The sequence below is a fragment of the Vibrio quintilis genome, from assembly GCF_024529975.1.
GTDB lineage: Bacteria > Pseudomonadota > Gammaproteobacteria > Enterobacterales > Vibrionaceae > Vibrio > Vibrio quintilis.
Window position 1 is genome coordinate 2,497,483 of record NZ_AP024897.1, and the last position, 13,221, is coordinate 2,510,703.

The 13,221-nt window shown below is 42.5% G+C and carries 16 protein-coding genes; 3 read left to right on the forward strand and 13 right to left on the reverse strand.

What is annotated here, in order from left to right; translation table 11 throughout:
* Positions 1 to 3 precede the first annotated feature (3 nt).
* The 11 genes from OC443_RS11510 to cysS all read right to left on the reverse strand — a co-directional run bounded on the left by OC443_RS11510 (position 4) and on the right by cysS (position 9,161).
* The gene (locus tag OC443_RS11510) at positions 4 to 447 is read right to left on the reverse strand and encodes an ExbD/TolR family protein (RefSeq protein ID WP_073586287.1); all 444 of its coding nucleotides are present in this window, start codon (positions 445 to 447) and stop codon (positions 4 to 6) included.
* A gap of 5 nt (positions 448 to 452) precedes the next feature.
* A complete protein-coding gene (gene tolQ, locus OC443_RS11515; protein WP_073586286.1) occupies positions 453 to 1,136 on the reverse strand; it encodes a protein TolQ in 684 nt (227 codons plus the stop codon).
* A complete protein-coding gene (gene ybgC / locus OC443_RS11520; RefSeq protein WP_200796988.1) occupies positions 1,126 to 1,530 on the reverse strand; it encodes a tol-pal system-associated acyl-CoA thioesterase in 405 nt (134 codons plus the stop codon). Before ybgC ends, tolQ begins: the two co-directional genes overlap by 11 nt.
* Positions 1,531 to 1,837: 307 nt before the next feature.
* Positions 1,838 to 2,143, reverse strand: coding sequence for a cyd operon YbgE family protein (locus OC443_RS11525; protein ID WP_234976464.1), 306 nt, complete (start codon positions 2,141 to 2,143; stop codon positions 1,838 to 1,840).
* Complete coding sequence (gene cydX / locus OC443_RS11530; RefSeq protein ID WP_073586283.1) at positions 2,133 to 2,243, reverse strand: cytochrome bd-I oxidase subunit CydX; 111 nt, start codon at positions 2,241 to 2,243, stop codon at positions 2,133 to 2,135. The genes OC443_RS11525 and cydX overlap by 11 nt, the downstream gene beginning before the upstream one ends.
* A 15-nt stretch (positions 2,244 to 2,258) precedes the next feature.
* Entirely contained in the window at positions 2,259 to 3,395 is a 1,137-nt protein-coding gene (gene cydB / locus OC443_RS11535) for a cytochrome d ubiquinol oxidase subunit II (RefSeq protein ID WP_073586282.1), read from the reverse strand.
* Between the two features lie 17 nt (positions 3,396 to 3,412).
* Entirely contained in the window at positions 3,413 to 4,999 is a 1,587-nt protein-coding gene (gene cydA / locus OC443_RS11540; protein WP_073586281.1) for a cytochrome ubiquinol oxidase subunit I, read from the reverse strand.
* Positions 5,000 to 5,462: 463 nt separating this feature from the next.
* Positions 5,463 to 6,467, reverse strand: coding sequence for a Holliday junction branch migration DNA helicase RuvB (gene ruvB / locus OC443_RS11545; protein ID WP_073586280.1), 1,005 nt, complete (start codon positions 6,465 to 6,467; stop codon positions 5,463 to 5,465).
* Positions 6,464 to 7,078, reverse strand: a complete 615-nt coding sequence (gene ruvA / locus OC443_RS11550) for a Holliday junction branch migration protein RuvA (RefSeq protein ID WP_073586279.1) — start codon at positions 7,076 to 7,078, stop codon at positions 6,464 to 6,466. Before ruvA ends, ruvB begins: the two co-directional genes overlap by 4 nt.
* A gap of 79 nt (positions 7,079 to 7,157) precedes the next feature.
* A complete protein-coding gene (gene ruvC, locus OC443_RS11555) occupies positions 7,158 to 7,679 on the reverse strand; it encodes a crossover junction endodeoxyribonuclease RuvC (protein WP_073586278.1) in 522 nt (173 codons plus the stop codon).
* Positions 7,680 to 7,778: 99 nt separating this feature from the next.
* A complete protein-coding gene (gene cysS / locus OC443_RS11560) occupies positions 7,779 to 9,161 on the reverse strand; it encodes a cysteine--tRNA ligase (RefSeq protein ID WP_073586277.1) in 1,383 nt (460 codons plus the stop codon).
* Positions 9,162 to 9,327: 166 nt separating this feature from the next.
* Between cysS and OC443_RS11565 the strand changes: the two genes are divergently transcribed.
* The 3 genes from OC443_RS11565 (at position 9,328) to OC443_RS11575 (ending at position 11,034) form a co-directional block, all read left to right on the forward strand.
* A complete protein-coding gene (locus OC443_RS11565) occupies positions 9,328 to 9,822 on the forward strand; it encodes a peptidylprolyl isomerase (protein ID WP_073586276.1) in 495 nt (164 codons plus the stop codon).
* A 66-nt stretch (positions 9,823 to 9,888) separates the two neighbouring features.
* On the forward strand, positions 9,889 to 10,632 hold the full coding sequence (gene lpxH / locus OC443_RS11570) for a UDP-2,3-diacylglucosamine diphosphatase (RefSeq protein ID WP_073586275.1): 744 nt from the start codon (positions 9,889 to 9,891) through the stop codon (positions 10,630 to 10,632).
* 12 nt (positions 10,633 to 10,644) lie between these two features.
* Positions 10,645 to 11,034, forward strand: a complete 390-nt coding sequence (locus tag OC443_RS11575; RefSeq protein WP_073586274.1) for a YchJ family protein — start codon at positions 10,645 to 10,647, stop codon at positions 11,032 to 11,034.
* Between the two features lie 27 nt (positions 11,035 to 11,061).
* Here the strand turns inward: OC443_RS11575 and OC443_RS11580 are convergent, their stop codons facing one another.
* On the reverse strand, positions 11,062 to 11,709 hold the full coding sequence (locus tag OC443_RS11580) for a YccT family protein (protein WP_073586273.1): 648 nt from the start codon (positions 11,707 to 11,709) through the stop codon (positions 11,062 to 11,064).
* 159 nt (positions 11,710 to 11,868) lie between these two features.
* Entirely contained in the window at positions 11,869 to 12,819 is a 951-nt protein-coding gene (locus OC443_RS11585) for a porin (protein ID WP_073586272.1), read from the reverse strand.
* Positions 12,820 to 13,221 lie beyond the last annotated feature (402 nt).

The following is a 13,221-nucleotide window of genomic DNA, read 5'->3' on the forward strand; positions in this document are numbered from 1 at the left end:
CAGCTATCCTTTAATCTCTGTTAATAATCCAACTTTTGGGATACCAGCTTTACTTAACTCGTCCAGTACATGAACGATATTAGAATAAGGACTGGCAGCATCCCCACCAACCGCAACCGGAGCGTTTGGATGCAAGCTTAATTCAGCTTTAACTAAAACAACGGCATCCTGAATTGAAAGTCCGCGTTTAAAAGGTTCATTATTAATACTGACGCCAAGACTACCTTCTTTTGTGACTTCAACAATAACAAAGCCACCATCATCTTTACCGACCAGTTCTGATGCCGGTTTTGCTGTTTCCGTTTTAGGCAACTCAACATCAACACCCTGTGTAATAAACGGGGATGTCACCATAAATATAATCAACAGAACCAGCATGACATCAATATATGGAACAACGTTAATCTCCGCCGTTAATCTGCGCTTTTTAGGCTGATAACCCGTCATTGATCTTATTCCCTCCCCGTCATGGCCTGTCGGTGAAGAATACTGTGAAACTCCTCAGAAAAGGTCGCGTAGTTATGCTCAAGTTTGCTCACAATATTTGTCAAACGGTTGTAGGCCATAACAGCCGGAATCGCTGCAAATAACCCCATCGCTGTCGCTACAAGGGCTTCAGCAATTCCCGGGGCAACCATTGATAGCGTCGCCTGCTTGACACCGCCAAGCGCAATAAATGCGTGCATAATTCCCCAGACGGTTCCAAATAAACCAATATAAGGACTGATTGATCCGACAGTTGCTAAAAATGGTAAGTGCATTTCTAATTCATCCACTTCTTTTGCAACGGCAACACGCATTGAACGAGCGGTACCATCCATTACAAAATGAGCTTCAGCAGAGTGATTTTTTCGCAACCGGGCAAACTCTGTAAAGCCAGAGTAAAAGATCTCTTCACTCCCGCTTAACTCATCTTTCTTTTGTTTGATTTCCTGATATAGCGTGGTTAAATCATGACCTGACCAAAATTTATCTTCAAATGCTGCAGATTGTTTTTCCGCAACAGATAACGCTTTACTGCGTTTAAAAATCACGGTCCAGGACATGACGGACATACCTAAAAGTATGAGCATCACTAATTTCACCAGGAGACCAGCCTGTAAAAATAAATCTAAAATGGAAATTTCAGCACTCACTGCAACACTCCGCAAATAGCTGTTTGGGAATCCCTCTGGGCTTCATTTTTTGTGTATCAATACATGCTACCTTAACTATTGCCCGACACAATACCTCATTTTGAGGATTAACCAGTTCCTGACAGAAAACAAGTGACGCTCTTTTCCGTTCAGATACTGAAGTCTGAACAATCAGATGATCATCAAGTTGCGCACCTTTAAAAAAATCAATCTCCAGGCTTCGGACTACAAACCCTGTTTTTTGTTCCAACAAGTTTTGTTGAGATATTCCTTCATGACGCAACATTTCTGTCCGGGCCCGTTCAAAGAACTTCAGATAATTGGCATGATAAACCACACCACCAACATCAGTATCTTCATAATATATCGTCACCGGAAACTGCGAAGCTGAGATCGAATGACACACATCTGACTCCAAGAATAGCATTTTGAAAGGGCACTATAACGCAAATTGGTCGTTTTAGCATGGGAGAAAACGATTTAATGGATCGTATTACTTCTTTTTAAACAATTTCATAACAGCGCAGGAATGCAATGGTGAATTGTTCATCACTTCAGCCAAAGAAATGAAATATTCACGTTTCAGTTTAACATCTCGTGTTTATCGTGAGATGGCCGTCCGGGCAAAAGCTCAGACCTAAAAAAAGAATAGCGGGCAACAAGCCCGCTATTCTTTACACGATAAAATGACAACATCATCTTTATATCAAGCGCATGACAGTAAAGGTGAACAGAATCAGACCTGAGATATAAGGACTGAAAATAACCTTCCAAATCACTGATTCCGGTTTGAAGCCAACACCAAATACCATACTTGCACAGACAGACCAGATTAAAAACACAGTGACCGTCAAATTAAAGCCACCAACAGAATCCGCATAAGTGTGCGGATTCCACATGAGTAACGAGACATGGAAAAAACCAAGTCCCATAATCATCAGCCTGAAAACAAGCTTATCTAAAGGACGGTGCCATTTTTCAAGAGTGTCGTATAACTCACTCTTCACTATCATTATCCATCATTTCTGAGTGCTCTAACCACAGGGCATTAATAATCCCAAACGAGCAAGCCAGCAATACACCCAAAATCCATGCGAAATACCACATAACTTAACCCTCTGATTAGTAAAGTGAATTTTTGTTATCTTCAATAAATTTATTGTTGATACGACCAAACATTTTGTAGTAACACCAAGCCGTATAGCCCAGAATGATCGGCACCATGACAACAGCAACACCAGTCATTAACTTCAGCGTCAGTTCACTGGATGTTGAATCCCACATTGTTAAGCTGCTGGCAGGAGACAAGCTGGATGGCATAACAAACGGGAACATGGCGAAGCCCGCAGTTAAAATAACGCCAGCATTTGCCAGACTGGATGCAAGAAACGCAATACCGCCCTTCTCAAGACGTGATGCAACCACTGCCAGCAGTGGCAGAATAACGCCAAGAGCTGGCGCAATCCATAGCAAAGGATACTTATCAAAGTTAGCCATCCAGGCACCAGACTCCCGGACAACTTCTTTCATGAGCGGGTTAGAAGCAGCTGAAGTATCAATCTGGCTGGTGATCACATAGCCATCAATATGTTGCACCCAAAAACCTGCCGCAACAAAAGTGACTGTAATCAGCAGACCAGACAACTGAGCAACATTACGTGCACGGCTGTGAACCTGATCTGATGTCTTCATTTGCAGCCAGGAAGACCCCTGAAGCAAAAACATAAACAAACTCACCACACCACACAGCAACGCAAATGGGTTCAGCAGGCCAAAGAATGATCCATGATAGCTGGGCATTAAGAATTCATTCAGTTTGAAAGGAACACCCTGTAGCAGGTTACCAAATGCTACCCCAAAGATGATTGGCGGTACAAAACCACTGACTGAAATGCAGATATCCCAGATATTACGCCATTTCGTATCTTCAATTTTCGAACGGTAATCCAGGCCAATTGGTCTTAACCATAAAGAAGCGAGTGTCACGATCATAGCCAGATAAAAGCCGGAAAAAGATGTCGCATAAACCAGAGGCCATGCGGCAAACAGTGCCCCGCCCGCAGTGATCAGCCATACCTGGTTTCCGTCCCAGTGAGGTGCAATCGAATTGATCATCAAGCGACGTTCAGTATCACTCTTACCAATGACGGGGACCAAAGCACAAACACCAATATCAAAGCCATCAGCGATCGTAAAGCCAATAAATAAAACACCAATCAGCACCCACCAGATAAATCGTAAGATTTCGTAGTCAAACATAATATTCTTCTCCTTCCTTATGCTTCAACTTGGCGGCTAACTTGATCGGTTGCCGAATGACTGTTTTGTTCAAAGTGGTAACGGCCTGTTTTCAGACTACTTGGTCCTTTACGGGCAAATTTCACCATCAGATAAACTTCAGCAATAAGGAATGCAGTATAAAGCGCAAGAATTGCGAACAGAGACAACCAGATCTCACCGGCACTCAGAGCTGAGCTGGCAACATGTACCGGCAGAATTTCACCCACAGCCCACGGCTGACGACCATATTCAGCAACAAACCACCCGGCTTCAACAGCAATCCAGGGAAGTGGAATACTGAAAAGTGCAGCTTTAAGAATCCAGCTTTTCTGTTCGATTTTTTGACGGCATGTCTGAATGAACGCTGCGCCAAAGACCAACAGCATAATCACACCACATGCAACCATGATACGGAACGACCAGAATAAGGGCCAAACCGTTGGAATAGAGTCATTAGCCGCAGCCTGAATCTGTTCTTCAGAAGCATCAACCACATCATCTGTATAACGTTTCAGAAGCATGCCATAACCAAGATCTGACTTCACCTCTTCAAAAGCTGCTTTCGTCTCACCGGATGTATCACCTGAACGTAATTTCTGCAGAATTTCATACGCGTACATACCATTACGAATCCGTTCAACGTGTTCCTGACGAAGGTCACGCAACCCTTTCACTTCTTCATCCAGAGAACGGGTCGCAATAATTCCCATCAAATAAGGGACTTTAATAGCATAATCGGTATTCATCGTCTCCTGATTCGGGAGACCAAACAAAGTGAATGCGGCCGGCGCTTCTTCTGTATGCCACTCAGCTTCAATTGCTGCCAGTTTCACTTTTTGCACGTCCCCCAGTTCATAGCCGGATTCATCACCCAGCACAATCACTGAAATCACAGAAGCCATACCAAACGATGCAGCAATCGCAAAAGAACGACGCGCAAATGCAGTATCACGGCCTTTCAACAGATAATAGGCACTAACACCCAGAATGAACATCGCGCCGGTGGTGTACCCTGAAGCAACCGTGTGAACAAACTTCACCTGAGCTACCGGATTAAGCACCACTTCAGCGAAGCTCACCATTTCCATCCGCATCGTTTCAAAGTTGAACTCTGCACCAACCGGGTTTTGCATCCAGCCGTTTGCGACCAGAATCCACAACGCTGAAAAATTGGAACCAAGCGCAACTAACCATGTTGTTACAAGGTGTTGGCGCTTTGACAACCGGTCCCAACCAAAAAAGAACAGACCGACAAAAGTTGATTCGAGGAAGAATGCTACCAGCGCTTCGATGGCAAGAGGTGCACCAAAAATGTCACCAACGTAGTGCGAATAGTAAGACCAGTTTGTTCCAAACTGGAACTCCATAGTAAGCCCGGTTGCAACACCAAGGGCAAAGTTAATTCCAAACAGTTTACCCCAGAACTTGGTCATGTCTTTATACACTTGCTTATCTGTCATCACATAAAGTGACTCCATGATCGCAAGCAAGAAAGTCATACCCAAAGTAAGTGGAACAAACAAGAAGTGATACATCGCTGTCATTGCAAATTGCAATCGCGATAGATCAACCACGTCAATCATGATAACTCCTTTTGTGTCGGCTGAAAGACACCACTCAGATTTACAATTAATTAAATGCTTAATTTCTTAAATTTCAGAATCATAAAAATTATAGAAAAGGTATAATATGCTGCGCCAATGTATTTTTATTTAATTAAACACTAATCAAATTGAAGTACATTTTTTCCAAATACTACTGCCAAAAACAGCGCCTTTCAAAGGATTTATACAGACGAGGTGTATTGATCTAGATCAAGTTGAAAGAATAAAAATCAACCAAAACCGCAACGAAATGATACAGATCAAAAATAAGAATGATTGAATGAGTTTTTTTTGTAAAAAAGAGAAGGTAAGCCTGCAACAATAAAACAATAATTTAACATTAAAGATACCTGAGCAATATTTTTGATACCTATGATATTTCTATAAATGAGATGTCCATCACATTTCATTTTGATTGTAATTAAGTGACACCGTCGATAAATCATTTTTCCAAACCAAAATGAAGGAAGGCACGCTCTGAAACGATTCTTCCTCGCGGCGTTCTTTGTAAATAGCCTTGCTGAATCAGATACGGTTCGATTACATCTTCAATTGTATCTTTTTCTTCACCAATTGCAGCTGCGAGGTTATCTAATCCAACCGGCCCGCCAGAAAACTTTTCAATGATAGCCAGGAGCAGTTTGCGGTCCATATAATCGAATCCCCGAACGTCAACATCAAGCATATTTAAAGCCTTATCCGCAATATCCGGGCAGATATGTCCGTCACTTTTCACTTCCGCATAGTCCCTGACCCGCCTGAGCAACCGGTTGGCAATTCTTGGTGTTCCTCTTGCCCGTCTGGCAACCTCTAAAGCCCCTTCAGTATCGATAGAGAGATTCAGGCAATCTGCACTGCGACAAACTATATTCTGCAGGTCAGCAACTTCATAGTATTCCAGACGCTGGACAATACCAAAACGATCTCTTAACGGAGAAGTCAGTGAACCGGCACGGGTTGTTGCACCAATGAGTGTAAACGGTGGCAAATCAATTTTGATCGACCTTGCTGCCGGCCCTTCACCAATCATAATGTCCAGTTGATAATCTTCCATGGCAGGATACAGCACTTCTTCAACCATCGGACTTAAGCGATGTATTTCGTCGATGAACAACACATCATTTTCTTCAAGGTTGGTCAATAATGCCGCTAAGTCCCCTGCTTTCTCTAACACAGGACCGGAAGTTGTTCTGATGTTGACCCCCATTTCATTCGCAACAATATTTGCCAGGGTGGTTTTCCCAAGTCCGGGCGGACCAAATATCAATAAATGGTCAAGTGCTTCATTTCTGAGTTGAGCAGCCTGAATGAAGATTTCCATCTGATCCCGAACGTGATTTTGCCCCTGATAATCGGCAAGATATTTCGGACGAATCGCGCGATCAATGACTTCTTCATCTTTAGAGCCCGGATTTTCGGGAGCAACGAAACGGTCTGCTTCTATCATATCATCGCTCTCAATGCTTCTTTGATCAGTGCTTCACTGCTCATCTCGGGCTGGGAAATCTGAGAAATCACTTTTGACGCCTGCTGAGGTTTATAACCCAGAGCTAACAAAGCACTCAGCGCTTCCTCTTCCGCATTCGCAGAAACGGAGCTTTGAGCAACATCCTGCTCTGACTTCGGTTCAAATAAGTCACCTTCCCCGCCAGTCCAGGATTTCAGACGATCTTTCATCTCAACTACGAGCCGTTCAGCCGTTTTCTTACCGACACCAGGCAATTTAACCAACATCGAAATATCTTCTCTTCGCACACAATCAACAAACTGATTCGCTGTCATGCCTGAAAGAATAGCCAGGCCCAGTTTAGGACCAACACCATTGGCTTTAATTACTTCCCGGAACAAAGCCCGTTCAGCTTTGGAATTAAATCCATACAACAGCTGAGCATCTTCCCGCACGACAAAATGTGTATACACGACTGCTTCCTGATCGACTTCAGGCAGTTCATAAAAGCAACTCATCGGCATTTGAACTTCATAGCCAACACCACTGACTTCGAGTAAAACTTCTGGCGGCTGCTTTTCAAGCAACAAGCCTCTCAGACGTCCAATCACAATTTTTCCTTCATTTAATCCAACAAAATGATCATAACCAACAACTGGATAAATAGCCAGTAATCATTGATTCAGGTCACTAGCGATAGCGTCCCCGTCTTGAGCCTTTAGCAACTCCGGAAAGAGCAACCAGCGTTTTATTGGTATTTGCATGACAAATCGCAACCCCAAGTGCATCGGCTGCATCTGCCTGGGGTTTGGCGGGCAACTTTAACATATGCTGCACCATATGCTGTACCTGAGCTTTGTCTGCACCTCCGGTGCCAACAACAGCCTGTTTCACCAGACGGGCTGCATATTCAAATACAGGCAAATCAGCGTTAACTGCTGCAACAATTGCACATCCACGGGCTTGCCCCAACTTCAGGGCTGAGTCGGCGTTCTTCGCCATAAAAACCTGCTCAATTGCAAAAACATCCGGACTGAACTGTAAAATGATTTCCGATACACCAGCGTATATTTGCTTTAAACGACCGGGAAGTTCTTTCTCTGTCGTTTTAATACACCCGCTCCCGACATAGTGTAAATGTCTGCCTTTTTGCTGTATCACACCATATCCGGTGATGCGTGAACCCGGATCTATTCCTAAAATTACTGACATATGTGCAGGCCATCACTCGCTATATAAAAAGGGCTTATTACAAAATAAGCCCTGTCTCAGAAATCGTATGATTCCGGTGAATTTATTTTCTGCGCCAGATTATTTTCTGCGCCAGGTAGTGCCCTCAGGCCCATCTTCCAGAACAATTCCCATCTCAGTTAACTTATCACGCGCCATATCTGCTTGCGCCCAGTCCTTCGCCGCCCGGGATTCATTCCGGATACGAATCAGCGATTCGATTTCAGCGGTATCTTCATCTGAATTCTGGTCGCCTTGTAAAAAAGTCTCTGGTTCCTGATATAAAATACCAATGATCCCGGCCAGCTCACGAAGACGCGCGGCAAGTTTACCTGCTTTTTCGTGACTCTCCAGTTTCAGGCGATTGATTTCACGAGCCATATCAAACAGAACCGAATAAGCTTCCGGTGTATTAAAGTCATCATTCATCGCAGCTTCGAAACGCTGAACAAACGCTTCTCCACCTTCAGCAGTCACATCCGGATCCAGTCCGCGCAACGACGTATATAAACGTTCAAGCGCTGAACGGGCCTGATTCAGGTTATCTTCGCTGTAGTTCAGCTGACTACGATAATGCCCTGACATCAAAAAGTACCGGATCGTTTCTGAATCATAATGCTCCAGCACATCACGAATCGTGAAAAAGTTACCTAATGATTTGGACATTTTTTCTTTATCAACCATCACCATACCACTATGCATCCATGTATTCACATAAGATGTGTCATGAGCACAACATGATTGCGCAATTTCATTTTCGTGATGGGGAAACTGTAAATCAGAACCACCACCATGAATGTCAAAATGGTTGCCAAGTATTGCTGAGTTCATGGCTGAACATTCAATATGCCATCCCGGACGCCCTTTACCCCACGGAGATTCCCATTCAGGTTCTCCCGGTTTGGCCATTTTCCACAAGACAAAATCCATCGGACTCTTTTTAGCCGCTTCAACATCAACTCTGACACCGGCCTGCAATTGTTCCAGATCCTGACCAGACAGCTTTCCGTAATCCTTATAACGACTAACCTCAAACATCACATCGCCATTATCAGCGACATAAGCAAAGCCTTTATCAATCAGCTTCTGAACTAAGGCAATAATTTCTGAGATATAATCCGTCGCTCTTGGTTCAATATCAGGACGCATCATATTTAATGCATCAAAGTCTGCATGCATATCATCAATTAACCGGTTGGTTAACACATCACATGGTTCCTGATTTTCCGCTGCACGCTTAATAATTTTATCGTCGATATCGGTAATGTTCCGCACCAGTGTCAGATCGTACCCCAGATAGCGTAAGTAACGGGCAACCATATCAAAAGAGACAAACGTACGACCATGGCCAATATGACAGAGATCGTATATGGTAACACCACAAACATACATGCCGACTTTTCCGGCGTTAATTGGCTTGAATTCCTCTTTTTGTCTTGTCAGTGTGTTATATATTTTCAGCATGATCTCTATCTATATTTACAATGGGTTACCAAATGATTCCGGATTATAACAATCCTCAGCCCGTCAGGTCACCTTATTCTTCGACTTCTTCCGCTGAATCATTCAATTGTTGAAAAAACTAAGCTAGAATCGTGTTTTACTGTTAGAAAACATAAAAGGTAGTCATATGATCACCCTGCATACCAATTTTGGCGACATTAAAATTCAGCTTAACGAAGAAAAAGCACCGGAAACTTCTGCGAACTTTCTCCAGTATTGCCGCGAGAATTTTTATGATGATACCCTGTTCCACCGCGTGATTGATGGCTTTATGATCCAGGGCGGCGGCATGACATCCGGCCTTCAGGAAAAAACCAGCCGTGCTCCGATTAAAAATGAGGCCAATAATGGCTTAAGTAATAAAACCGGTACGCTTGCGATGGCCCGTACGATGGAACCTCATTCTGCAAGCTCCCAGTTTTTTATTAATGTCAACGATAATACTTTCCTTGATTTCCGTTCAGAGTCAATGGATGGCTGGGGTTATTGCGTATTTGGTGAAGTTGTCGAAGGCATGGACATCGTAAATAAAATCAAAAGTGTGAGTACCGGCTCTTATGGTATGCATCAGGATGTACCTCTTGAAGAGGTTGTCATTACTGGTACAACGATCGAAGAATAATTCCGCTTCGCACTCTGTCAAAAGAGCGTATTCATACGCTCTTTTCTTTAACCGAAATAAAAAAGCATGCAAACACTTTTCATTTCCGATCTACATTTAAGTCCTGAACATCCTGAACTCACGACGGCTTTCAAACATTTTCTTCACCATAAAGCCCCCCATGCTGATGCACTGTATATACTCGGTGATTTATTTGATTTCTGGATAGACGATAAGGATCCGACTGATTTTGCCAGAGAAATAAAAACAGCACTAAGAGAAGTAACATTAAATGGCACACCTTGTTATTTTATCCACGGAAATCGTGATTTTCTGGTGGGAAAACGTTTTTCCAGAGAAACCGGGGTAACATTACTTGATGAAAAGGCGGTGGTGACACTTTACGGACGGCGTGTACTCATCATGCATGGCGATACTTTATGTCTTGATGATGTTCGCTATCTGCAATTCCGTGAAAAAGTACACCAACCCTGGCGACAGTCGCTGTTCAGACTTCTTCCCTTTGGACTGAAACAGAAGATCGTCAGCAAGATTCAGTCGAACACCCGTCAGGATAAGCAAAATAAATCATTAGACATTATGGATGTCAGTCAGGCTGAAGTTGAACGGGTTATGGATGAACAACAGGTAAGTCTGCTGATTCACGGACACACACACAGGCCTGATATACATTCATTTCAGTCATCTGATAGTGAAAAAATACGTGTGGTTTTAGGCGACTGGGGAAAAGAAATATCTGTACTGACATATGATGATCAGGGACATTATCACCTAGACCATCAGTTACTCTCTGAATATTCAGGCAAATAAAGGCTCAATAATATGAAAAAATGTCCATGTGGCAGCAAGCGTCACTATAAAAACTGCTGTCAGCCCGTTCATATGAACCACAGCAACGCAGAAACACCTGAACAGTTAATGCGGGCACGCTACACCGCATATGCTATAGGGCTTACAGACTTTATTCAGCAAACCTATCACTCAGAGAATGAAGCAAAGCATGATCGGAACGGTATTGAAGATGGGACATTAAACAGCTGGGACAAACTTGTCATTCTGGACACAGCCCCGGGCCGCTCTGATGAGGAAGGATTTGTCCATTTCAAAGCTTACTTTCAGAGAAATGGACAAAGTTTTTGCCTGCAGGAACGGTCCCGTTTTATCCGGGAAGGCGGATGCTGGTACTACATCGATGGCATTATTTCGGAATAACCGCTTTTATCCAGCTCTGATACAGATTCAGGGCTGATGACCGATCCACTGTTTAATTTTTAATTTTTGTTCTGGCGTCGCATTGTTATACAACAACTGAATTGTCTGAATGAGTGTATCGTTCTGACCAGCAGGTGTTTTTTGCAATGATTGCGCTGCAATCGATGTGCTGGCTTGTGTTGCTGGAACAAAGTTTTTCGGATGATGTTTTTTATTGTAAGCCGCAACAGCTTTTTCTATATCTGCAAATGGCATTAACCCTTTTCCGGTCAGTTTTTCGTACTGAATCTTTTCCTCGGAACCATCCTGATAGCGAAGCGTCCACTGTGCACCACGACGAAAATAAGCCTTTGCCTGAGAGTAAGATTTTAGTGATGGGGCCAGAATCACAACCTGATCATCTTGCTTTAAATCAACAGAAAAAATATAAGGCTGGGTTGAATAAATCGCACTCTTTGAACCTTTTCTGACATCACCATAATAGCGAATGACCAGCTGATGCTGACCTGTACCGACCTCAAGCGTTTTATCATTTACATAGCGCCCACCTTCCAGCTCCCGGCCATCTAAAGCCAGAATTTCTACAGATTTTTCACTGGAGATCGTTGCCGCCTGTATGGGCGAAATAAGCAGCAAACCGATGAATCCGGATAAGATAATATTAATACGCTTCATAAAGCATGATCCTGTATAGGGTGAACTGAAACCTGATATGAACTATAGAATAAAGAATGAAAAAATCAGATAATTGCATCACTGGATAAATATAAAATACCATAATAAAAACCGCCTCAATGAGGCGGTTTTCAGATATTTATGGGTGATTAAATTCAATTAGAATTTAACTTCCATACCGACGAGGTAGCCTAGATCGTAGTCAGCTTCATCATCGATATCTTTATAACCGATTTCAGCATAGGTACGAACATTTGCGTGCAGTTGATAAACAACGTTTGCGTAAATGTTATCTGTATCTTTGTCTGACTCATCTTCACTTGAGAACGCATAACCAATCGCATAAGTGAACTTATCAACAGTATAAGAACCATTCAGTTCAAAATATGCAGTATCGGTTTGAGTAACACCTGCATTGTTTTCAACTTCAGCTTCACCATAAGATGCAGCAATATTAAATGCATCAAATGTATACTCAGCTTCTAAGTTAAATGCCGTAGTTTCATCACCACCAGTATATTCATCTGTATAAACATACAGGCGAACATCTAAGTCATCAAATCTTGCACCGATACGACCATCAAGAACTTCTACACCACTGGTTGAGTCACCATTTGAAGCATCCAGATCATGACTCAGACCAAAATAAAACTGACCATTGTCATACACATACTTCACAACATCATCTGCAGATTCAACTTGATCAGAGAAGTATTGTGCATCACCCAGCTCGAAGTCTTTGCCGATACCATCGTCATCAGCAATCAGAGTTTGACGGCCAAAAGTAATTGTGCCGTACTCTGAACTTTCAAAACCAACATAAAGCTTGTCAGTTTCAGCATCACGATCATCAGTCGCCAGGTCATAGCTCAGACCTGCAACTGTTGCCCAGTCATCAGTCATTTCGATCGAAGTTGTGATTGTAACATCGCCATCATCAAGACGGGTTGTTGCATCAACATTAGGGCCACCATCCTGCTCGAAGTCCTGGATGTACTGAACTTCTGCAGAACCAGAGATGCTTACACTCACACCATCATTGTTATACACTTCAGCTGCATGAGCTGAACCTGCTGCTAACACAGCAAGAGCTACTAGAGTCTTTTTCATATTAATCCACTGCCTTTTCTTAGTTTCAGAGAACTTTATTTTTATTTAGATTCTCTTTTTGTTTTGCGGTAACCGTTTATAACTCCAGCTACCATCATTTGTTTCATTTCTTAGATTGCTAAATAATAACTTATGTGTCAAATATTCTAAAAAAACCAAACAAAATAGAATAAACCATTGTTAAACAATCATTTATTACTAGCTTGCGCCTGCTTTGTACATTATGCAGTCATCTTTGCTCACATCATCCCACACTGTAAAATCAAACCAATAGAGAATAAAACACTAAATATAGGCAGGATTTTTATAAAAATAAGAATTTTATAAAAACCATATGATTAATTTATGGTTTTATATTTTTCATGCAGTAAAACTATATTAAACCCTTGATGAATAGCTGTC